The sequence below is a fragment of the Streptomyces maremycinicus genome (genome assembly GCF_001184025.1).
Lineage (GTDB): Bacteria > Actinomycetota > Actinomycetes > Streptomycetales > Streptomycetaceae > Streptomyces > Streptomyces maremycinicus.
The window spans coordinates 567,422-589,431 of the sequence record NZ_BBYG01000012.1; the positions used below are offsets into that span (position 1 = coordinate 567,422).

The 22,010-nt window shown below is 72.8% G+C and carries 20 protein-coding genes; 15 read left to right on the forward strand and 5 right to left on the reverse strand.

What is annotated here, in order from left to right; translation table 11 throughout:
• Positions 1 to 135: 135 nt before the first annotated feature.
• Complete coding sequence (locus AOQ37_RS15645) at positions 136 to 1,491, reverse strand: aspartate aminotransferase family protein (protein WP_062645085.1); 1,356 nt, start codon at positions 1,489 to 1,491, stop codon at positions 136 to 138.
• A 182-nt stretch (positions 1,492 to 1,673) separates the two neighbouring features.
• Between AOQ37_RS15645 and AOQ37_RS15650 the strand changes: the two genes are divergently transcribed.
• The 3 genes from AOQ37_RS15650 (at position 1,674) to AOQ37_RS15660 (ending at position 4,711) form a co-directional block, all read left to right on the forward strand.
• A complete protein-coding gene (locus AOQ37_RS15650; RefSeq protein WP_062645086.1) occupies positions 1,674 to 2,282 on the forward strand; it encodes a DJ-1/PfpI family protein in 609 nt (202 codons plus the stop codon).
• A complete protein-coding gene (locus tag AOQ37_RS15655) occupies positions 2,279 to 2,737 on the forward strand; it encodes a MarR family winged helix-turn-helix transcriptional regulator (protein WP_062645087.1) in 459 nt (152 codons plus the stop codon). Before AOQ37_RS15650 ends, AOQ37_RS15655 begins: the two co-directional genes overlap by 4 nt.
• Before the next feature lie 93 nt (positions 2,738 to 2,830).
• Positions 2,831 to 4,711, forward strand: coding sequence for a serine/threonine-protein kinase (locus AOQ37_RS15660; RefSeq protein ID WP_062645088.1), 1,881 nt, complete (start codon positions 2,831 to 2,833; stop codon positions 4,709 to 4,711).
• Positions 4,712 to 4,930: 219 nt separating this feature from the next.
• Here AOQ37_RS15660 and AOQ37_RS15665 read toward each other — a convergent pair whose 3' ends face one another.
• Positions 4,931 to 5,665, reverse strand: a complete 735-nt coding sequence (locus tag AOQ37_RS15665; RefSeq protein ID WP_374701505.1) for an SLATT domain-containing protein — start codon at positions 5,663 to 5,665, stop codon at positions 4,931 to 4,933.
• 330 nt (positions 5,666 to 5,995) lie between these two features.
• On the opposite strand from AOQ37_RS15665, the gene AOQ37_RS15670 reads away from it, so the two are divergent.
• From AOQ37_RS15670 to AOQ37_RS15700, 7 genes are all read left to right on the forward strand, one after another.
• Positions 5,996 to 6,340, forward strand: a complete 345-nt coding sequence (locus AOQ37_RS15670) for a YbaB/EbfC family nucleoid-associated protein (protein WP_062645090.1) — start codon at positions 5,996 to 5,998, stop codon at positions 6,338 to 6,340.
• 79 nt (positions 6,341 to 6,419) lie between these two features.
• On the forward strand, positions 6,420 to 7,019 hold the full coding sequence (recR, locus tag AOQ37_RS15675) for a recombination mediator RecR (RefSeq protein ID WP_062645091.1): 600 nt from the start codon (positions 6,420 to 6,422) through the stop codon (positions 7,017 to 7,019).
• Positions 7,012 to 7,677, forward strand: coding sequence for a DUF5063 domain-containing protein (locus AOQ37_RS15680; RefSeq protein ID WP_062645092.1), 666 nt, complete (start codon positions 7,012 to 7,014; stop codon positions 7,675 to 7,677). Before recR ends, AOQ37_RS15680 begins: the two co-directional genes overlap by 8 nt.
• Positions 7,678 to 7,969: 292 nt before the next feature.
• Positions 7,970 to 9,259 carry an aspartate kinase gene (locus tag AOQ37_RS15685; RefSeq protein ID WP_062645093.1) on the forward strand — a complete coding sequence of 430 codons (1,290 nt, stop codon included), beginning with the start codon at positions 7,970 to 7,972 and terminating at the stop codon, positions 9,257 to 9,259.
• Positions 9,259 to 10,323, forward strand: a complete 1,065-nt coding sequence (locus AOQ37_RS15690) for an aspartate-semialdehyde dehydrogenase (protein ID WP_062645094.1) — start codon at positions 9,259 to 9,261, stop codon at positions 10,321 to 10,323. The genes AOQ37_RS15685 and AOQ37_RS15690 overlap by 1 nt, the downstream gene beginning before the upstream one ends.
• A 427-nt stretch (positions 10,324 to 10,750) precedes the next feature.
• Positions 10,751 to 11,365 (forward strand): SigE family RNA polymerase sigma factor, encoded by a 615-nt coding sequence (locus tag AOQ37_RS15695; protein ID WP_234436912.1) that lies wholly within the window; start codon positions 10,751 to 10,753, stop codon positions 11,363 to 11,365.
• A 134-nt stretch (positions 11,366 to 11,499) separates the two neighbouring features.
• Entirely contained in the window at positions 11,500 to 12,528 is a 1,029-nt protein-coding gene (locus AOQ37_RS15700) for a hypothetical protein (protein WP_062645095.1), read from the forward strand.
• Here AOQ37_RS15700 and AOQ37_RS15705 read toward each other — a convergent pair.
• Complete coding sequence (locus AOQ37_RS15705) at positions 12,498 to 13,388, reverse strand: SURF1 family protein (protein WP_078890191.1); 891 nt, start codon at positions 13,386 to 13,388, stop codon at positions 12,498 to 12,500. The genes AOQ37_RS15700 and AOQ37_RS15705 overlap by 31 nt on opposite strands.
• A 179-nt stretch (positions 13,389 to 13,567) precedes the next feature.
• On the opposite strand from AOQ37_RS15705, the gene AOQ37_RS15710 reads away from it, so the two are divergent.
• A complete protein-coding gene (locus AOQ37_RS15710) occupies positions 13,568 to 15,385 on the forward strand; it encodes a S9 family peptidase (RefSeq protein ID WP_062645096.1) in 1,818 nt (605 codons plus the stop codon).
• Positions 15,386 to 15,638: 253 nt separating this feature from the next.
• Here the strand turns inward: AOQ37_RS15710 and AOQ37_RS15715 are convergent, their stop codons facing one another.
• Positions 15,639 to 17,549 (reverse strand): NAD(P)-binding protein, encoded by a 1,911-nt coding sequence (locus AOQ37_RS15715; RefSeq protein ID WP_062645158.1) that lies wholly within the window; start codon positions 17,547 to 17,549, stop codon positions 15,639 to 15,641.
• 197 nt (positions 17,550 to 17,746) lie between these two features.
• Between AOQ37_RS15715 and AOQ37_RS15720 the strand changes: the two genes are divergently transcribed.
• The 4 genes from AOQ37_RS15720 (at position 17,747) to AOQ37_RS15735 (ending at position 20,971) form a co-directional block, all read left to right on the forward strand.
• Complete coding sequence (locus AOQ37_RS15720; protein WP_062645097.1) at positions 17,747 to 18,793, forward strand: permease; 1,047 nt, start codon at positions 17,747 to 17,749, stop codon at positions 18,791 to 18,793.
• Entirely contained in the window at positions 18,790 to 19,659 is an 870-nt protein-coding gene (locus AOQ37_RS15725; protein WP_062645098.1) for a TIGR03943 family putative permease subunit, read from the forward strand. Before AOQ37_RS15720 ends, AOQ37_RS15725 begins: the two co-directional genes overlap by 4 nt.
• 84 nt (positions 19,660 to 19,743) lie before the next feature.
• Positions 19,744 to 20,139 (forward strand): luciferase domain-containing protein, encoded by a 396-nt coding sequence (locus AOQ37_RS15730; RefSeq protein ID WP_062645099.1) that lies wholly within the window; start codon positions 19,744 to 19,746, stop codon positions 20,137 to 20,139.
• Positions 20,140 to 20,431: 292 nt separating this feature from the next.
• Complete coding sequence (locus tag AOQ37_RS15735; RefSeq protein WP_062645100.1) at positions 20,432 to 20,971, forward strand: hypothetical protein; 540 nt, start codon at positions 20,432 to 20,434, stop codon at positions 20,969 to 20,971.
• A gap of 79 nt (positions 20,972 to 21,050) precedes the next feature.
• Here AOQ37_RS15735 and AOQ37_RS15740 read toward each other — a convergent pair whose 3' ends face one another.
• A complete protein-coding gene (locus tag AOQ37_RS15740; RefSeq protein ID WP_062645101.1) occupies positions 21,051 to 21,839 on the reverse strand; it encodes a glycosyltransferase family 2 protein in 789 nt (262 codons plus the stop codon).
• Positions 21,840 to 22,010 lie beyond the last annotated feature (171 nt).

Consider the following 22,010-nt stretch of genomic DNA (forward strand, 5'->3'; position numbering starts at 1 on the left):
CCTGCGTCCGCCCTCGAATGATCCCTCGCCCGGCCCCGCAAGGGTCCCTCGCGCGGCCCCCGGAACGGGCCTTCGCCCGGCCCCCGAAAAGGGTCTCGCCCGGCGCCAGAAGCCCCGGAAGGCCGCCGTCCGGTCCTAGACCGTGTACTCGTCGGCCGCCGAGAGCGCGGTGTCCAGGGCCGCGAGGCCCTCCTTGATCTCGGATTCGGAGACGTTGAGCGGCGGCACGAAGTGGGTGCGGTTCATGTTCACGAAAGGCCAGACACCCGCCTTCTTGGCGGCCGCGCCGAACGCGGCCATGGCCGCGTTGGCCTCACCGGCCGCGTTGTACGGCACGAGCGGCTCGCGGGTCTCGCGGTTCTTCACCAGCTCGAGCGCCCAGAACATGCCGACACCGCGCACCTCGCCGACGCACGCGTGCCGCTCGGCCAGTTCCCGCAGACCCGGCTCGACGACCGTGGTGCCCAGGTTCTTCGCGTTCTCGACGATGCCTTCCTCCGCCATGACGTTGATCGTCGCGACGGCGGCCGCGCAGGCCAGCGGGTGCCCGGAGTACGTCAGACCGCCCGGGTAGGGCCGCCTGGCGAAGGTCTCCGCGATGGCGCCGGAGATCGCGACCCCGCCCAGCGGCACATAGCCGCTGTTCACACCCTTGGCGAAGGTCATCAGGTCGGGCGTCACACCGAACAGGTCGGCCGCGAACCACTCACCGGTGCGGCCGAAGCCGGCCATGACCTCGTCCAGGACGAAGACGATCCCGTACTGGTCGCAGAGCTGCCGCACCCCGGCGAGATAGCCGGGCGGCGGGACCATGATCCCGGCGGTGCCGGGGACGGTCTCCAGGATGATCGCGGCGATCGTCCCCGGCCCCTCGAAGGCGATGGTCGTCTCCAGGTGCTCGAGCGCCCGCGCGGTCTCCTGCTCCTCCGTCTCCGCGTAGAAGCGGGAGCGGTACAGGTACGGCGCCCAGAAGTGGACGACGCCCGCCGTCGCGCTGTCGGAGGCCCAGCGGCGCGGGTCGCCGGTGAGGTTCACGGCCTGCTGGGTGCCGCCGTGGTACGAGCGGTAGGCGGACAGCACCTTGGGGCGGCCGGTGTGCAGCCGGGCCATGCGCACGGCGTGCTCGACGGCGTCCGCCCCGCCGTTGGTGAAGAAGATCTTGTCCAGGTCGCCCGGGGTCCGCTCGGCGATCAGCCGGGCCGCCTCCGAACGGGCCTCGACGGCGAAGGCGGGCGCGAAGGTGGTCAGGTGTGCGGCCTGCTCCTGGATCGCGGCGACGACCTTCGGGTGCTGGTAGCCGATGTTGGCGTAGACGAGCCCGCTGGTGAGGTCGAGGTACCGCTTGCCGTCGTAGTCCCAGAAGTACGACCCCTCCGCGCCGGCCACGGCGAGCGGGTCGATGAGCTCCTGGGCGGACCAGGAGTGGAAGACATGCGCGCGGTCCGCGGCCTTCACGGCGGCGCCGGCCTGGGGGCTGGACTGAGGGGTCATGTCCGCGAGCGTAAATGTCCGCGATGCGGAAGCGGTATCGGCGTCCTGTTCCGTGGAGGGGGCGATTTAGCGACAGGTTGTCGGGCGTGCAGGGGAGCCCGTCCGACATTGACAGTCTGCTGTCGAAGTGACAGTCTGCTGTCATCCCGCTGGTACGGGGATCCGCTCACCGAAGAGGAGTCATGAGCCGTAAGCCGGTACATCTCGCCGTGTACGACACGCTCGCCGACTGGGAGACGGGGTTCGCGACGGCCTACCTCGCGCGCAACGGCTACGAGATCCGCACGGTCGGCGGGTCGCAGGAGCCGGTGACCAGCGTCGGCGGCCTGCGCATCCATCCCGACCTGGCCCTCGACGCCGTACGGCCCGAGGACAGCTCGCTGCTGATCCTGCCGGGCGCCGACCTCTGGGACACCTCCGGCGACCTCGCGCCCTTCGCCCGCGCGGCGCGCGCGTTCCTCGACGCAGGGGTGCCCGTCGCCGCGATCTGCGGGGCCACCGCGGGACTCGCCCGCGAGGGCCTGCTCGACGACCGGGATCACACCGGCGCGGTCTCCTTCTACCTGGCGGCCACCGGCTACGCGGGCGGAGACCGGTACGTCGAGGCGGACGCCGTCACCGACGCGGGTCTGATCACCGCCGGTCCGACCGAGCCGGTCGCCTTCGCGCGCGAGATCTTCCGGCTGCTCGGCGTGTACGAGGGCGAGGTGCTGGACGCCTGGTACCGGTTGTTCCACGACTCCGACGCGGCCGCGTACGAGGTGCTGGAGAAGGCGGCGGCCGACCGGTGAGCCAGGAACGACAGGATCTGCTCAGCCGCGCCGCCCTCGGGGTGTTCCGGCTGAACGGCCAGTTCCTCGCCGTGGCGGAGGAACTGGCCGGGCCCGCCGGGCTCACCGCCGCCCGCTGGCAGGTGCTCGGCGCGGTGCTCGGCGACCCGCTGCCGGTGTCCGGCATCGCCCGCGCCATGGGCATCACCCGGCAGAGCGTCCAGCGCGTCGCCGACCTGCTGGTGGAACAGGGCCTCGCCGAGTACCGGACGAACCCCGCCCACCGGCGCGCCAAGCTGCTCGCGCCCACCGGGGAGGGGCGGGCCGCGATCGCCCGTATCGACCCCGGGCACGCGGCGCTCGCCGACCGGCTGGCGGACGCCTTCGGGGCGGCGGAGCTCGCCGCGGCCGTACACGTACTGGAACGCCTGTCCAAGGTGCTGGACGGGCTGGAGCCCGCTGTTACGCAACCGTAGACACCGCGCGGCACTACTGCCCGAACGGCCGGATTATTCTCGGCTGGGTTGCACATGTCTCGATCACACATGTGCGGGAAAGGCGGCGCTGCGATGGAGAAGCTGGGCCCGGGGGACCCGCAGCGCATCGGCGGCTACCGGCTGCTCGCGCGGCTGGGCGCGGGCGGCATGGGGCAGGTCTACCTCGCCCGCTCGGACCGGGGGCGCACGGTCGCCGTGAAGCTGGTCCGGCGGGAACTGGCGGCGCGCGAGGAGTTCCGGGCGCGGTTCCGGCAGGAGGTGCGCAACGCGCAGCGGGTCGGCGGGTTCTGGACCGCGCCCGTCCTGGACGCCGACACGGAGGCCGCCGTGCCCTGGGTCGCCACCGGCTATGTCGCGGGACCGAGCCTCCAGCAGGTGGTGAGCCACGACCACGGTCCGCTGCCCGAGCGGTCGGTGCGCATCCTCGCCGCCGGGCTCGCGCACGCGCTGGCCAACATCCACGCGGCCGGGATCGTCCACCGCGACCTCAAGCCGTCCAATGTGATGGTCACCATCGAAGGGCCCCGGGTCATCGACTTCGGTGTCGCGCGGGCGCTGGAGAGCGTGACCGGCGACAGCCGCCTGACCCAGACCGGCGCGGTGATCGGCTCGCCCGGCTTCCTCGCCCCCGAGCAGCTGCGCGGCGACCCGGTCACACCCGCCAGCGACGTCTTCTGCCTCGGCTCGGTCCTCACGTACGCCGCCACCGGCAGCCTCCCCTTCGGCTCCGCCGACAGCGCGGCGCACGCCCTGATGTTCCGCATCGCCGAGGACGAGCCCGACCTCTCCGGCGTCCCCGAGGGCATCGCCGACCTGGTCCGCGCCTGTCTGCGCAAGGACCCGGCCGCCCGCCCCTCCCTCGACCGCGTCCTCGAGCTCACCGGCGTCGACGACACCGTCTCCGACGGCCGTTCCCGCGACCCCTGGCTGCCCGGCGCCCTCGTGGCGCAGCTCGGCCGCCACGCCGTGCGGCTGCTGGAGGTGGAGGACCCGGAGGGCGCCCAGCCCTCCTCCGGCCACACGGCACGTCCCGCCCTCCTCGACCACTCGGCGCCCGCCGAGGCCTTCCCGGAACACTCCGGCCCGCGCGGCGGCACGCCCGCGTACGACCACCGCCCCACGCGGGTCGCGGGCGCCGACGGCATCCCGCCGCAGCACCGGCCGCCCGGTGCTCCGGCCGCCCCGGCCCACCCGGTGTACGGCTACCCCCAGCAGCATCCGCAGCCGGCCGGCCACGGCCACCCGCAGCAGCCGCCGGCCGCCTGGTCCGCGGTGCCCGGCCAGGCGGTGCCGTACAACCCGTACGCGGACGGCACCGCCGGCCCCGGCACCAACCCCGGGCACGACCCGTACGGGCCCGCCGGACCCGTCGGGCCGCCGGAGCCGCCGCGCCGCAAGGGCCGGACGACCGCCCTGCTCGTCGCGGTCGGCCTGGTGGTCGCGATCGCGGCGGGCGGCTCGGTGTACGCGTTCATGAACGGCGACGGCGACACCACCGCGGCGCCCACCCCCTCCGGCGGTTCGGCGTCCTCCGCCGCGAAGGCCTCCGAGCTGCCAGCGCCGGACTCGTCCCCTTCCCCTTCGGCGTCCCCCTCCGCGTCCTCGGCGCAGGGCGCCGTCCCGGCGGCCTACCTCGGCACCTGGACCACCACCATCGAGAACGAGAGCGGTACCAACACCCGCCGGCTGACCCTCACCCAGGGCGAGGTGGGCGACGCGGTCCTCGCGCTCGTCGCCGACGGGGACGGCTACCACTGCGAGTTCAGCGCCGCCCTCGCCGAGCGGCCCGGCGGGAAAGGCCCGTTGGAGATAGGCCCGTCCAAGGTCACCGCCGGTGAACCCCTCTCCTCGTGCAGCCCCGGCGCCGCCTCCGAGGTCACCCTGCTCGCCGACGGCACCCTGCGGCGGGTGAACAGCGGAACCGGGGAGAAACTGACCTACACCCGGCGGTGAACGTCGCGCTGACGTCGAACGTCGCGCTGACGTCGGTCGACCGGCCCGGAATGTCCCACCGCACAGACGTACGGTGACCCCCTGCATCCGGTCGGCGGGAGTCGCGGGGCGCCCACAGTGGAGTGGCTGTGGAGTGGCTGAACGCTGACGGGAAGGGAAGGGAAGGGACGGGAAGGGGAAGGAGCGGCGGGGGCGAGGAGACGCGGCGAAGCCGCCCTGTCACCGAGGCTCGGGCGGCCGCTGCCGGGGCATGTTCGGCCGGGCGTTCGCCCCCGGCGGCGAAGGGAACCGCCCGTACCCCCCACCCACGTCCACCCGCCCGCCGGAGGCGCCCGCGCCCTGGATCCCCATGGGCGCAGGCCCGGTACGGAACTCGACCATCCAGTCCGCCGTCTCCGTACGCACCAGCTCCGAGACGTCCTCCGAGAACCGCCGCAGCACCGCGAGACACCGCTCCGCGGCCTCGCTCGCCGTCCCCTCCGCCGGGCCCAGCACCTCCCGGACGCTCTCCGAGGCCCAGTCGAACTGGAGCACCTGGAGCCGGCGCTGCACGGCCTGCGCGGTGGCGACGTCCCTTATCCAGCCGGACGTCATCCCGAAGAACCGGTCCACCGCCACACACGCCACCGCGAGCAGCAGCGCCAGATACCCCCAGGCCGCGGCACCGCCCAGCACCCGGGCGAGATCCAGCAACGGCAGCGCGGCCGCGCACACCGCACCCGCCGCCGCGCCGGTGCGCAGCCCCCGGGCGGCCCGCCGCTTCCACACCCGGTCCGCGAGGTACCAGGAGGTGGTCTCCAGCGCTCCGCGCTCCACCCACCGGTACAGCTCGTCCAGCCGCTCGGCGGGCTCGCCCCAGTCCCCGAGCGGAAACCTCCGCCCGGCCAGATCGCCCGGCCGCAGCCCGGCCGCGCCCTCACTCCGCCCGTCCTGAGGCGGACCCTCGGGCTGCATCTCCGGCTGCTGACCCACCCGGCACTCCCTACTGATCCCGACCGATGGAACCCGACCGATCCCGACCGCTCACGTTGCGTCACACCCGTGACGCCTGATGCTGCTGCGCCGGACCTTTCCTACCTCCCAATGGGTGGCGAAGAGGAAGGTTTCATCTCTTTTACGCCCGGAAGTGGGCCTTGATCAGGTATAGGCCTCACACCTGACTCACTCGAAAGAGTGCTGGGGCGACACCCGCACAGACCACGTAGGCTCGTGCCGAGCGGGAAAAACCCCGCCCGAAGACACGCCGAACAGTCGTAGGACAGTCGAAGGACACAGGAGCTGATCGTGATTTCCGGTGGTGGCCAGCCCAATATGCAGCAGCTGCTCCAGCAGGCCCAGAAGATGCAGCAGGACCTGGCCCGCGCCCAGGAGGAACTGGCGAACACGGAGGTCGACGGGCAGGCGGGCGGCGGTCTGGTGCAGGCGACCGTGACCGGCTCCGGCGAGCTGCGCGCCCTGCGGATCGACCCGAAGGCGGTGGACCCGGAGGACACCGAGACCCTGGCCGACCTGATCGTCGCGGCCGTCCACGCGGCCAACGAGAACGCCCAGGCGCTCCAGCAGCAGAAGCTCGGCCCGCTGGCCCAGGGCCTGGGCGGCGGCAGCGGCATCCCGGGGCTGCCTTTCTAGGGCCGGTCCGCCTTTCTAAGACCGGCCTCGGCCAACTACCGTACGTACCGCAAGGAACCCCAGGAAGGACGGCAGTCCGTTGTACGAAGGCGTGGTCCAGGACCTCATCGACGAACTGGGGCGACTGCCCGGCGTCGGTCCCAAGAGCGCGCAGCGGATCGCCTTCCACATCCTCCAGGCGGAACCGACGGACGTACGGCGGCTCGCCCAGGCCCTCATGGAGGTCAAGGCGAAGGTCCGCTTCTGCGCGACCTGCGGCAACGTGGCGCAGGAGGAGCTGTGCGGCATCTGCCGCGACCCGCGCCGCGATCCGAGCGTCATCTGCGTCGTCGAGGAGCCGAAGGACGTCGTGGCGGTCGAGCGCACGCGGGAGTTCCGCGGCAGGTACCACGTCCTGGGCGGCGCGATCAGCCCCATCGAAGGTGTCGGTCCCGACGACCTGCGTATACGAGAACTTCTCGCGCGGTTGGCCGACGGGACGGTCACGGAGCTGATCCTGGCCACCGACCCGAATCTGGAGGGCGAGGCGACGGCCACGTACCTCGCCCGCATGATCAAGCCCATGGGCCTGAAGGTCACCCGCCTGGCCAGCGGCCTCCCGGTGGGTGGCGACCTGGAATACGCGGACGAGGTGACCCTCGGTCGCGCCTTCGAGGGGAGACGACTCCTAGATGTCTGACGCCACGCTGCACGCGACCGACCACAATCCGGACGATTTCGCGGTCCAGATCGCGGACCAGGTCGAGAGCTTCCTGGTAGCCGTCACGGAGGTGGCTAAGGGCGACGAGCCCGGCCTGGCCGTCCCCTTCCTCCTCCTGGAGGTCTCCCAGCTGCTCCTGGCCGGCGGCCGCCTCGGCGCCCACGAGGACATCGTCCCCGACGAGCGCTACGAGCCCGACCCGGGCTTCGAGCCGGACGCCGACGAGCTCCGCGAGAACCTCGCCCGCCTCCTGGAGCCGGTCGACGTCTACTCCGAGGTCTTCGACCCCTACGAGCCCCGCAAGGCGCCCGTCCCGGCCCGGATCTCCGACGACCTCGCCGATGTCATCGCCGACCTGCGCCACGGCATGGTCCACTACCGGGCCGGCCGCACCACGGAGGCCCTGTGGTGGTGGCAGTTCTCCTACTTCTCCAACTGGGGTTCCACGGCCTCGGCGACCCTGCGCGCCCTGCACTCGGTCCTCGCCCACATCCGCCTGGACCAGCCCCTCGAGGAGCTGAACGGCCTCGACACCGACCAGTCCCCGCTGGGCGACGAGACCCTCGAGTTCGAGGCGGGCCGGGTCATGGCCGAGGAGATCGGCGGACAGCTGGGGCTGGGGCCGGTCAAGGGCTGACGCCCGCACGACGTTCGAGGCAGGCCCACGAGGCGGTTCGCGGGGCTGGTCCCAGCCCCCCGCCCGCCGTGCCCGGCCGCGCGATAGTGCTTGAAACTTAATTCACAGCTATCACTTCGGCGTCAGTGGGAAGGGAAGACCCGACGACGGGCGCCCGGACCCCTTTCCGGCCTCTTCCGCGAGTCTCACCATGCGGTACTCGGGAGGCGGTTTTCGGGCGCTCGTTAGACTGAGCCGACCCGCAGTACAAGGGCGTATGTGCGGAAACAGACAAACTGAGCGAGGAGCGCACGTGGGCCTTGTCGTGCAGAAGTACGGAGGCTCCTCCGTAGCCGATGCCGAGGGCATCAAGCGCGTCGCCAAGCGGATCGTGGAAGCGAAGAAGAACGGCCACCAGGTGGTCGTGGTCGTTTCCGCGATGGGCGACACGACGGACGAGCTGATCGATCTCGCCGAGCAGGTATCCCCGATGCCCAGCGGCCGGGAATTCGACATGCTGCTGACCGCCGGAGAGCGGATCTCCATGGCCCTGCTGGCGATGGCGATCAAGAACCTGGGTCACAGCGCCCAGTCGTTCACCGGCAGCCAGGCAGGCGTCATCACCGACTCGGTCCACAACAAAGCCCGGATCATCGATGTCACGCCGGGGCGCATCCGGACCGCGCTGGACGAGGGCAACATCGCCATCGTCGCCGGGTTCCAGGGTGTCAGCCAGGACAAGAAGGACATCACCACGCTGGGGCGCGGCGGGTCCGACACCACGGCCGTCGCCCTCGCCGCCGCGCTCGACGCCGAGGTCTGCGAGATCTACACCGACGTGGACGGCGTGTTCACCGCCGACCCGCGCGTGGTGAAGAAGGCGCAGAAGATCGACTGGATCGCCTTCGAGGACATGCTGGAGCTCGCGGCCTCCGGCTCCAAGGTGCTGCTCCACCGCTGTGTGGAGTACGCCCGCCGCTACAACATCCCGATCCATGTCCGCTCGTCCTTCAGCGGACTCCAGGGCACGTGGGTCAGCAGTGAGCCACTCGTCAAGACACAGCAGCAAGGGGAAAAGCCGGTGGAGCAGGCCATCATCTCCGGTGTCGCGCACGACACCTCGGAGGCCAAGGTCACGGTCGTGGGCGTGCCGGACAAGCCGGGCGAGGCCGCTGTGATCTTCCGGACGATCGCCGACGCCGAGATCAACATCGACATGATCGTGCAGAACGTGTCCGCGGCCTCCACCGGCCTGACGGACATCTCCTTCACGCTGCCGAAGGCCGAGGGCCGCAAGGCCATCGACGCCCTGGAGAAGAACAAGGCGGGCATCGGCTTCGACTCGCTGCGCTACGACGACCAGATCGGCAAGATCTCGCTGGTCGGCGCCGGGATGAAGACCAACCCGGGTGTCACGGCCGACTTCTTCAAGGCGCTGTCCGACGCGGGCGTCAACATCGAGCTGATCTCGACCTCCGAGATCCGCATCTCGGTCGTGACGCGTGCCGACGACGTCAACGAGGCCGTGCGCGCCGTGCACACCGCCTTCGGGCTCGACTCCGACAGCGACGAGGCCGTCGTCTACGGGGGCACCGGCCGCTGATGGCCACTACCGTGCGGCCGACCCTCGCGGTCGTGGGAGCGACCGGCGCCGTCGGCTCGGTCATGCTCAGGATCCTCTCCCAGCGGGCCGACATCTGGGGCGAGATCCGACTCGTCGCCTCCCCGCGCTCGGCCGGCCGCAAGCTGGCCGTGCGCGGCGAGGAGATCGAGGTGGTGGCCCTGTCGGAGGAGGCCTTCGACGGGGTCGACGTCGCCATGTTCGACGTGCCCGACGAGGTCGCCGCGCAGTGGGCGCCGGTCGCCGCCGCCAAGGGCGTGGTCGTCGTCGACAACTCCGGCGCCTTCCGGATGGACCCCGAGGTGCCGCTGGTCGTCCCCGAGGTCAACGCGCACGCGCTGCGGACCCGGCCCCGCGGGATCGTCGCCAACCCCAACTGCACGACGCTGTCCATGATCGTCGCTCTGGGCGCGCTGCACGCCGAGTACGGGCTGCGCGAGCTGGTGGTGTCGTCGTACCAGGCGGTGAGCGGGGCCGGGCGGGCCGGGGTGGAGACCCTGCGCCGGCAGATCGCGCTGGTCGCCGGTACCGAGCTGGGCACCGGCCCCGGTGACCTGCGGCGGGCCGTCGGCGACGACACCGGTCCCTTCCCGGAGCCGGTGGCGCTGAACGTCGTCCCGTGGGCCGGGTCGCTGCGCGCGGACGGCTGGTCGTCGGAGGAGATGAAGGTGCGGGACGAGTCCCGCAAGATCCTCGGACTGCCGAAGCTGCCGGTCGCCGTGACCTGTGTGCGGGTGCCGGTGGTCACCACGCACTCCCTCACCGTCCACGCCCGCTTCCAGGACGAGGTCACCGTGGAGGGCGCCCGCGAGATCATCGCGACGGCGCCCGGTGTCGTCCTGTTCGACAACCCGGCGGCGGGGGAGTTCCCCACGCCCGCCGACGTGGTCGGCACCGACCCGACCTGGGTGGGCCGGGTGCGCCGGGCCCTGGACGACCCCACGGCCCTCGAACTCTTCGTGTGCGGGGACAATCTGCGCAAGGGGGCCGCCCTGAACACCGCGCAGATCGCGGAGCTGGTGGCGGCCGAACTCTCGCACGGATAAAAGCGCTGGCCAGGGCTTCGTGGGTTTGTAGGATCTCCAGTGCAATGTGAGCGGGTCGTCGGTCCGAACCACTTGTATCGGACACCTTTGGCATCCGAAGATTTTCCTCCCCGCTCTCCGCAACCGTGCGCAGGGCGGGGAGCGTCTTTGCGGTCACCCTGCGGGGTGTGCGCAGACGTGTGAATGATCACAGCGTTCGGGGTCGCGGTGGTCGGGGCGTGGGGACGCCCGTTCATATGGCAAACAGGGGAAGAGCGGGACGGATGAGACGGGTGCGCGGGGCCTTGGTCGATGTGAACGCGACGCCGGGCGCGTACAACCCCCACGGGGGGAAGTGTGTCCAACTGGCGTGGCAGAGGTACTCGAACTCCCAGTGGCGCCCCGCGGCGCGGCCCTACGGCCGCCGCGAGCCGTCCTCCGACCCCGCATGCCCGGCACGCCCGGCGGCATGCCGGTGATCGCGCCCATGCCCGCAGCGCGGCCCGCCCGCGTCCCCAGTCAGCGTGACGGCGCCGAGGCGACCGTAGCCGCCGAGAACACCGAGGCGGCCGGCACCACCGTCGACCACCTCACCGAGACCTACCGGGCGCACTACCGCTCGCTGCTCGGTCTCGCCGCCCTCCTCCTCGACGACACCGCCTCCTGCGAGGACGTCGTCCAGGAGGCCTTCATCCGCGTCCACTCCGCCCGCAAGCGCGTCCGCGACCCGGAGAAGACCCTCGCCTACCTGCGGCAGACGGTCGTCAACCTCTCCCGCTCCGCCCTGCGCCGCCGCATCCTCGGCCTGAAGCTGCTCTCCAAGCCGATGCCGGACATGGCCAGCGCGGAGGAGGGCGCCTACGACCAGCTGGAGCGCGACTCGCTCATCAAGGCGATGAAGGGCCTCCAGCGACGTCAGCGCGAGGTCCTCGTGCTGCGCTACTTCGCCGACATGACCGAGGCCCAGGTCGCCGCGACCCTCGGCATCTCCCTCGGCTCGGTCAAGGCCTACGGCTCGCGCGGCATCGCCGCCCTGCGCATAGCCATGGAGGCGCCGGCGTGAGCGGGGAAGCCGAAGGGCGGGACGCACACGGGAGCCACGAAAGCCACGAGCGCCACGAGCCGTTCGCGTGGCACGAGCCGACGTCCTCGTCGCGCAACCAAGAGCCGAAGCAATCGCACGCTGGGAACTCAACCGTGAACCACCACCTCGACGACCAGAGCCCCGAAGGGCTCGACTCGGACGAGCTGGCACTGCGCCGGATGCTGCACGACGCCGTCCAGGAGATGGAGCCGCGCGACGGCTCGCTGGACCACCTGCGGCGGGCCGTTCCCGTGCGGCGGGCCCGCAAGCGGCAGGCGGCCGTCGGCATGGCGGCCGCGGCCCTCTTCCTCGGCACCGCCGTCCCGGCCGTACTGCACGTCTCGAACGCGGGCGGCTCCGACGCCAACCCTTCCCTCGCCGGCCAGGCCTCACAGGCGCAGGGGGGCACGGATCAGGGCAAGGACCCCGCCGGCGGCTCCTCGGGCAAGGTCGGCGACTCCTCCGGCGCCACCGGTGAACAGGGCCAGGACGGCGCCACCGACTCCGGCCAGGGCAAGGAGTCCGCGAGCGGCACCGCCTCCAGCGGCAGCGGACCGACCTCCGAGTCCGCGGCGAGCGCGCCCGCCTGCGCGGCGGACCAGCTCGAGGCCGGCACCCCCGGCGTCGACGTCCCGGACGCGGCCGGCACCGTCTACGGCACCTTCCACGTCCGGAACGCCTCCGGCGCCACCTGCACCGTCAGCGGCGCCGTCACCGTGACGTTCGCCGCCCAGGGCGCGGCCGACGCCTCGAAGATCACCGTCGCGGAGCACACCTCGGGGGACGCGGCGGCCGGTCTGCCCGACCCCTCCCTGTACGTCACCCAGCACGCGCTCGCCCCCGGCTCGGCCTATGAGGTGAAGTTCGCCTGGGTGCCGTCCGAGACCTGCCCCACGACCGGCGGCAGCGGCGGTGACACCGGTGGCTCGGCGTCCCCCTCCCCGACCCCGACCGAGCAGTCGAGCACGACCGGTGAGACCACCTCCGGCACCGCGGCCCAGATGTACACCGAGGACGGCACGGCCGACGGCAGTGTGAACGTGTCCTACACGGCCGAGAGCGGCTCCCCGACGAGCGTGGCCACGGTGTCCGGCGCGTGCGCGGGGACGATCTACCGGACGGGTGTGCTGGCGTCTTCCTGAGGTTCCGCGGACTCCATGGGCCCTGACTCCACGGACTCCACGGGCTCCTCGGACTCCACAGGTTCCTCGGATGCGACGGGCCCTGCGGACTCCGCGGGTTCCTCGGGGAGGATGCCGAGTTCGGCGTCCCGCGCGAACTCCACCTCGCGGCGCAGCAGCCGGAACCACATGAACACCACGAACCCGGCGAAGACGAACCACTCGCCGGTGTAGCCCAGGTTCTGGAACGCCTTCACGTCGAGCCCCGTGTCGGCCGCCGCGGTCGCGGGCACCGCCGTCATCCCCGGGTCCGCGGTGTCGAGCGTGACCCAGGCGTCGTAGAGGTCGTACGGCACCAGGTTGACCAGCGAGGCGGCGCTGATCGCGGAGGTCTGCCCGGCCGGCAGGCCGCCCTGTGCCCGCACCCCGTTGTCGCCCGGCGTCTCGGAGGCCTGGAGCGTGCCGGTGACGGTCACCCGGCCGGCCGGCGGCCGCGGGGCCTTCGCGGAGTCGGCGCTGCCGGGCAGCCAGCCGCGCACCACGGGCAGCGCCTTGCCGCCGTCCGTGCGCAGCAGGGTCAGCACGTAGTACCCGTCCCTGCCGTCCAGCCGGCGGTCGGGCACCAGCAGCTGCTCGGCGTACCGGCCGGTGGCGGTGGTCTTCCTGCCGGAGGTCGACTTGTCCACGGGCAGCAGTTCGGCCAGCGGTCGCGCGGTCTGCGTGCGGGAGGAATCGGCCTGCTCCTTCGCGCTGCGGTGGTCGTCCACCCGCGCCTCGAACCGGCTCAGCTGCCAGGACCCCATGAACACGCAGAAGGGGATGGCCAGCAGTACGAAGACGTTGATCCCCCACCAGCGGGGCGTCAGCAGGAACCGGTACACGCCCTCCACGGTACGGGGCGGCCACCGGCCACCGGCCCGCGGGGTGAGGCTCGGGTGCGGCCCGGGTGCGGCCCGGGTGCGGCTCGTCGGTGGGAAGAAGGTGCGAAGTCGGTGGGAAGTTATCCACAGCCTGGGGACCCTGGCGTCCGATTGTCGTCGCGGACGGGCAGTATGGGGTCATGACTGAGAGCAACGGGTCCGCCGCACCCGAGCAGTACGAGGAGATGCCGGACTGGGAGAAGCGCTTCCGGGCGCCCCGGGTGTCGCTGCCCGACTGGGCGCAGGACGCGCCTGACCGCTCCCTGTTCGTTTCCAATGCGACGGGGACGTACGAGCTGTACGCCTGGGACCGGGCCACGGGCCACCAGCGCCAGGTGACCGACCGGGCCAACGGCACGACGGACGGCGTGCTCTCCCCGGACGGCGCGTGGATCTGGTGGTTCGACGACAAGGACGGCGACGAGTTCGGTGTCTGGCGCCGTCAGCCCTTCGGCGGCGGGGCCGACGAGCCCGCCACCCCGGGGTTGGACGCCTCCTACCCGGCGGGCCTCGCCCTCGGCCGGGACGGCCGTACCGCGGTGGTCGGCCGCTCCACGGACGAGGAGGGCACGACGATCCATGTGACGCGGATCGGCGAGCCCCCCTTCGAGCTCTACCGCCACCGGGAGTCGGCGGGCGTGGGCGACCTCTCCCACGACGGCACCCTCGTCGCCGTCGAGCACACCGAGCACGGCGACGCGATGCACTCCGCGCTGCGGGTCCTGCGCCTGGACGGCTCCAAGGTCGCCGAGCTGGACGACACCAAGGGCGGCTCCGAGGAACTGGGTCTGGAGGTGCTCGGCTTCGCCCCGGTCGACGGCGACACCCGGCTGCTCATCGGCCACCAGCGCCGCGGCCGCTGGGAGCCCCTGGTCTGGGACGTGGCGACGGGCCTGGAGGAGGACCTGGACCTGGACCTGCCGGGCGACGTGAGCGCGGAGTGGTACCCGGACGGCTCGGGCCTGCTCATCGTGCACAGCTTCGAGGCCCGCAGCGAGATGTTCCGCTACGACCTCGCGAGCGCCGCGCTCGAGCGGATCACGACCCCGCCGGGCACCGTCTCCGGGGCCACGGCCCGCCCGGACGGCAGCGTGGAGTACCTGTGGTCGTCCGCGGCCCGGCCGCCGGCGGTCCGCTCGACGACCGGAGAGGTGGTCCTGGACCCGCCCGGCATGAAGTCCCCCGGCTCGGTCCCGGTGGAGGACGTGTGGGTGGAGGGCCCGGGCGGCCGCATTCACGCCCTGGTCCAGCGGCCCGCCGGCGCGACCGGCCCGCTGCCCACCGTCTTCGACATCCACGGCGGCCCGACCTGGCACGACAGCGACGCCTTCGCGGCGGCCCCGGCGGCCTGGGTGGACCACGGCTACGCGGTCGTCCGCGTCAACTACCGCGGCTCCACCGGCTACGGCCGGGCGTGGACGGACGCGCTGAAGCACCGGGTCGGTCTGATCGAGCTGGAGGACATCGAGGCGGTCCGGGAATGGGCGGTCGGCTCGGGCCTCGCCGACCCCGCCCGGCTGGTCCTCACCGGCGGCTCCTGGGGCGGCTACCTCACCCTCCTCGGCCTCGGCGCCCAGCCCGACTCGTGGACCGTGGGCATCGCGGCGGTCCCCGTCGCCGACTACGTCACGGCCTACCACGACGAGATGGAGGCGCTGAAGGCGATGGACCGCACGCTGCTCGGCGGCACCCCGGAGGAGGTCCCGGAGCGTTTCGAGACCTCGTCCCCGCTGACGTACGTCGACAAGGTGCGGGCCCCCGTCTACATCTCGGCCGGTGTGAACGACCCTCGCTGCCCCATCCGCCAGATCGACAACTACGTCAAGCGCCTGGAGGCGAGGGGAGCGGTCCACGAGGTGTACCGCTACGACGCGGGCCACGGCTCCCTGGTGGTCGACGAGCGGATCAAGCAGGTCCGACTGGAACTGGACTTCGCGGAACGCCACTTGGGCCGGTAGAGCTCGGTCCGGCTGAACCCCGGCCCCTCCTCCGGCGTTCGAGGAGCGGGGGTTCGGGGGCAGCACCCCCGAGGCCGGGAAGGGAGGGGCGGGGGAGGGGCGGCGGGGGCGGAAACCCCTTGGGGCGCGGCGGGGCGGCAGGGGGGGGAGCTGATGCCCCCGCGGCGGGGTGGCAGGGGCGGGAGCTGATGCCCCCGCGGCGGGGCGGCGATGCCCCCCCGCAGCCTCAGTCGCAGTCGCAGCAGTCGGAGCGCTAGACCCCCGCCCCCCTCCGCCTCTGCCGCCGCAGAAGCTCCGCCAACCCCCGGCGGGTGGCCGCCAGCACCACCCGGTCCTCGCTCCGCAGGACACGCGTGTCCGGAAGGTCCCACACCAGCCCCGACCCACCCTGCGGTTCCCGCCCCGTGTCCAGCGCCAGCACCCGCCAGTAGCCCGCCCGGAAAGCCTCCCCGACCGTCCTGCCCTCCAACTGCGCGTGCTCCCCGACCCGCAGCGCGGCGAACAGCAACACCCGCCGCTCCACCGGGATCGCCCCCAGGATCTGCCGCCCCATCATCGCCCCGGCGAAGGACGGCGCCGCCAGATGCGTCACGCTCCGGCTCCGGGTCAGCGCCTGCGGATGCGCGGCCCGCAGCGTGCGGTACACGGCGGTCGCGAAGTCGTCGTCGTACAGCCGCAGCACGACCCGCAGATCGGGCCGCAGCGACCGCGCGTACAGCGCGGCCTCCAGATTCGTCGTGTCGGAGCTGGTCACCGCGAGCAAGGCGTGCGCGCGATGGATCTTCGCGGCCTCCAGCACCCCCTCCTGCGTGACGTCCCCCAGCACCACCGGCACCCGCAACCGCCGCGCCACCGCCAGCCCCCGTGCCTCCGGCCCGGCCTCCACGCACACCACGGGGATGTCCAGCTCACGCAGGCGCGTCAGCACCCGGGTGCCGATCTTCCCCAGCCCGAGCAGCACCACATGCCCGCCGAGCCCCCGGGGCGGCCGACGCAGGGCCCCCGCCCCGCGGAAGGTCCCGAGCGCCTCCAGCACCGCCGCCAGCAGCACCGGCAGCAGCAGCAACCCCATCAGCCCGGAGAGGAGTTGAAGGACCTGACGTTCGGTGGTGGCCCCGACGGCCGGGTCGTTGATGGCGAACAGGTCCAGCAACGTCAGATACAGCGCGCCCAGCGGATGGATGCCGGTCACCAGCCACAGCGCCACCGCCAACGCGAACACACACCCGACGAGACCGGCCAGCGACCACCGCAGCCGCCGTGAGAACAGCGAGGCGAACGGCGCCATGACCCCGACGCCCCGCCCGGCGGGCAACGCGGGCCCGGCGGAGTAGGCGACCTGCTCCAGGACGACGGACCCGCGCCTGCCGGACACGGCCGCCTCCCGTACGGCCGCCGCGTCGGGCAGCAGCAAAGGCCCCTGCTCACCGCTTGCCTCGGAGCCGTCCGCGAAGGCCGGGTCGCCGCCGTCGGCGGAGAGCAGCGCCAGCGTGGGCAGGCCCGGCGGGTCGGACTCGCCGGGGCCGGTCGGCGGCCGCTCCACCGCGCGCAGCAGCAGCCCGTCCGTCTGGACGACCTTGCTGGTGCCGACGACAGCGGTCGCGGCGAGCGCGGGGGCCGCGGTGTCGGCGTCGGACAGCACGGTGGTCGAGGCGTCGCCGGCGGAGGCGTCATAGGAGTCGCCCGCCGCGACCGCGCTCTCGGCGGCCAACGCGGCCGCCTGATCGAGGAGTTCCTCGATGTGCTGGCCCAACCGCCGGTTGTAGAGCCGCAGGACGAGCCGCAGCCGGGGGTTGAGCCGACGGGCGGTGAGGGCGGCACGGATGTTGGTCTCGTCGTCGTCGTACACGAGCGCCAGCGCGGCGGCCCGCTCCACCCCCGCCTCGGCGAGCACCGCCTCGGTGGCCTCCACGGCCTCCAAGGTCCGCTGGCCGTTGGCCGGTTCGCCCGGGACGGCGGGCGTGCCGTTGCCCGCCGCGCGGTTGACGGCAGCGTTCACCACCCGGTCGAGCAGCGCCGCCGACACCGCGCGGGCCCGCCCCACCACCGGTGGCCTCACCGTCCGCTCGGCGGGCGGCACGACGAGGGTGACCTGCTCCTCGTAGACCCCCCGCAGTTCGGCGGCGAGCCGGTGCGCCAGACCGTCGTCACCGCACACCACCATGTGCGCGCCGGCGGTGCCCGGCGGCTGACCCTGATTCGGAACGCTCCCCACGAGGGAGAAGACTGCCTCACCGGGACGGGAGGTTCCACGGATGAGGTGAACAGGGTGAACGCCCCGTAGGGAACTCCCGTAGGAAAGGGGAGGGAATGCGAGAAACAGGCATCAGGGAGAACACGGAAGCCGGAGGTGCGCGACCCGTGGCCATCACCAGATCGGCCCCGCACGAGAAGGGCGCCCGCCGGGACCGGCCGCAGACAGCGTCCGCACCACTCACGCCGCCCACGCCGCCCGAGGAGCGTCAACTCACCTCACCCCTGGTCCTGACCATGGTGCTGCTCCTGATGGTGCTGCTCCAGGGCCCGATCCGCCGCGCCCTGTCCGCCCCGGTGATGCAGAGCTGGACGACGGTGTTCGTCGCCGTGGTGGTGCAGGCCCTGCCGTTCCTGGTGCTCGGGGTGCTGCTGTCGGCGGCGATCGCGGTCTACGTACCGCCCTCCTTCTTCGCCCGCGCCCTGCCCTCCCGGCCCGGGCTCGCCGTCCCGGTCGCCGGGGCCGCGGGCGCGCTGCTGCCGGGCTGCGAGTGCGCGTCGGTCCCGGTGGCGGGCGCTCTGGTCCGCCGGGGTGTGACCCCGGCCGCGGCCCTCGCGTTCCTGCTCTCCGCCCCGGCGATCAACCCGGTCGTGCTGACGGCGACGGCCGTGGCCTTCCCCCGCGACCCCGAGATGGTGCTGGCCCGTTTCGTCGCCAGTCTGCTGGTGGCGTGCGCGATGGGCTGGCTGTGGCAACGGCTGGGCCGCACGGACTGGCTGCGGCTGCCGGCCCACGCGCCGCACGAGGGGGAGACGAAGGGGGCCGCGTTCTGGGACTCGGTCCGGCACGACGTGATGCACGCGGGGGGCTTCCTGGTCCTGGGCGCGATGGCGGCGGCGACCCTGAAGGCCGTCGCCCCGGAGAGCTGGCTGCGTACGGCCGCGGAGAACCCGGCGGTCGCCGTCCTGACGCTCGCCGTCCTCGCGGTGGTCCTCTCCATCTGCTCGGAGGCGGACGCGTTCGTCGCCGCGTCGCTGACCCAGTTCTCCCTCACGGCCCGGCTCGCCTTCCTGGTGGTCGGTCCGATGATCGACCTCAAGCTGTTCGCGATGCAGACGGGCACCTTCGGCCGGGGCTTCGCGCTGCGCTTCGCCCCGGCGACCTTCGTGCTGGCCATCGGGTCGGCGGTCCTGACGGGATGGGTGCTGCTGTGAACCGACAGTCCCAGGCGGCCGTCCTCTTCCTGCTCGGCGCGGCCCTGCTGCACGCCGGCACCACCGACCTCTACCTCCGCTACGTCAAGGCGGGCCTGCGCCCGCTGCTGCTGGCGTCCGGCGCGATCCTGATCGTCACGGCACTGGCGACGGCGTGGTACGAGCACCGCCGGACGACGGCGAAGAAGGCCCACCCCGAGCACGACGACGCCCAGCACGACGACGCCCAGCACGACGCCGCCCAGCACGACGCCGCCCAGCACGACGGCCCCGAGCACGACGACCCCCAGCAGGACCACCCCCAGCACGGCGACGCCCAGCAGGACGACCCCGAGCCCGCCCGCTCCGAGCACACCCACCCCGAGCCCCGCGTCTCCTGGCTCCTGATCCTTCCACTTCTGGCGCTGATCCTGGTCGCCCCGCCGGCCCTGGGCTCGTACAGCGCGATCCGTACGGGCACGGCCCTCCAGGAGCCGCTCGCCTATCCGCCCCTGCCCGCCACCGACCCGCTGCCGCTGAGCGTCGTGGACTACGCGGGCCGAGCCGTATACGACCACGGCCGTACCCTCGCCGGTCGCGAGGTCCGTCTGACCGGCTTCGTCGCACTGGACCACGAGGGCACGCCCTATCTGGTCCGGATGGCCCTCAACTGCTGTGCCGCCGACGCCCAGCCGGTCAAGGTCGGTCTGACCGGCGACATTCCCCCGGTCCTCCAACCGGACACCTGGCTGACCGTCACCGGCACCTACACCCCCCGCAGCACGCACGACCCGGTCAACGACGGCCCGATCCCCTTCATCGAGGTCACCGCCGCCGCCCCGGCCAAGGCCCCGAGGGACCCCTACGACGAGTCGTGGAACAACTGAGGGGCCGAACTCGCGGCGATACAGGTCGGTTAAGGCTCCCTCAACCTCTGGTGGCCGGGCGGTGAGCGCTTCATGATGGGGACCATGACGGCAGCCTCGCGTGCCTTGACACGACTGGCGACCTGGCCGGACCTCGCGGAGGTCCGGCCCAGCTGCGGCACCGGTCGGGCGTTGCGCTCGGGCGGGGTCGAGATCGCGCACTTCCACTCCGACCAGAGTGTCGACCTGCATCTCACCGGCAAGGCGATCCACCGGTTCGAGCGGGACCTCCGGCACTCCACCGCGATCCGGCTGCTGCCCGGCTCGCCCTGGGTGACCGTCCATCTGGAGTGCGAGACGGACATCGACCTGCTCATGACGCTGGTCAGCGCCGCCCTCCAGGCCCACCAGAGGCATCCGGGCGCGGACGTCACCGTCCTCCCGCGCTGCAACGAGGACCGGGAAGTGGCGCTCACCCGCGAGAGCGCGGGCGGCATCTGACCCCGCGGCCCTACGGCCCTTGCGATCTCCCCTACCCCTCTCCCGCCCCCTCTTTCCCGCGCCCGCACCCCACCCGCGCCCCCTCTCCCGCACCTGTCGGCCGACCTGGCCGGGGGTCCCGCACTCGTCGGTCGACCTGGCCGGGGTCCCGCACTCGTCGGCCGACCTGGCCGGGTGCCTGCCGCTGCCGTCTGGCAAGCTGACGGTCCGTCAGTTATGGTCGCCCTGCTGTGCCGATGCCGATGCCGATGCCGACCCCGACACGGATGCCGATGCGGAAGGGGCGAGTGCCATGGAGACCGAAGCGGACCGTCCGACGCGACGTTCCCCGAGCCCCCGGCCGCCGGGCGAGCCCCGCTGGGTGGCGATGTTCTACGACCCGGCCTCGGCCTCCTGGCGGCCGGGCGCCGAATCCCCCGACCGTACGCCCGTGTTGTACGCGATCGGCGAGATGACGCAGGTCAAGCGGGCCCGGGGTGACGAGGTCGCCGTCGCCCTGTGGGGCCCGAACGACGGTGAATGGCACCGCTTCGACCCGTCAACGGCCACTACGACGGCCACTTCCACGGCCGCCTCCGCGGCCGCGGCCGCGCCGGACGCCGCGCCCCCGCCGCCGGGCGACGGGGAGGCGCGGGTCGGCCACGCCAGGCTCACGGAACGCATGGAGGACCGTCGGCACCAGGTCCTGATGACGGGCCTGGGCAAGGCCGGCCTCTACGACCTCTCGCCGGACGACGTGACGGCCGTCCGCACCCTGGTCGACCGGGTGGACGAGGCCACGCTGCGCAGGATCGCCCACTGGCTGGCCCTGGCCGGCGGCCCGGTCGAGTGAGGCCGGAGCTGCGGCGGCCGGGGGGCGCCGACCGGTGCGGGGGTCAGCCTCCGGGGGGCGGGGTGCGCCGGCGCGGGGGTCAGGCTCCGGGGGGCGGGGTGCGCCGGGGCGGGTAGCTCCAGCGGAAGGACTCCAGCGCCCGGGTCCGCGCCTCCACCACCGCCATGCGCGCCTCCCGTTCGGCGGGGTCCACATGCGCGGGCCGGCCCGTCACCTGCCCGTCCCACTTCCGGTAGAGCAGCCCGGTCCGCGCCGAGAACCAGCCGCGGCTCACCGAGTTGAGCGCCAGCAGGACGCCGGTGTCCTCGGAGGCGGGCAGGGCCATCCAGCCGCCGAGCGCGGTCAACAGGTCCCGCCGTACGAAGAGACTCGCGGGGTGCACCGGCGCGCGGAAGTCGTTCGCCTTCCAGTGGTCGAGGACGGCCCCCCGCTCGATCGGCCCCTCGGCGGGGTCGCCCGGGAAGCCGACCGTGGTGCCGTCCGGCAGGAGGTCGACGGCGCTCGAGGTGGCCCAGCCGAGGGCGGGATCGCGTTCGAGGGCGGCCAGGTCGCGGGCGAGGGTGCCCGGTGCGAGCCGGTCGTCGGCGTCCAGGACCTTCACGTACTCGCCCTCGGCGTGCGCGAGCGCGATCGTGCGGGCGACTCCGGGCCCGCCGGGGCGTCCCTGACGGAAGGTCACCCGGGCGTCGTCGGGAACGCGGGGCGCGACCTCGTCCGTCGTGCCGTCCTCCTGGATCACCCAGTGCCAGTCCCAGCCGTCGGGTAACTCCTGGGCGCGCAGCGACTCGTAGGCCTCGGGCAGATACCGGGCCGAAGGCGCGTGCACGGCGGTGACGACGACGATGCGCCGGCTCGCGACGGCACTCAACACGGTTCCGCGCGGGTGGAGTAGGGCGTGGGCATGACACCAGCCTACGACCGCGGTCACACCGGCCTCTCGCGGATCTCCCGCCAGGGCGCGGCCCGGCGTGACCGGGCGCGCACACGGGCGAACAGGCGGGGCCGGGCAGGAAAAGGCCCGGTCGCTGGCGACGGGGGA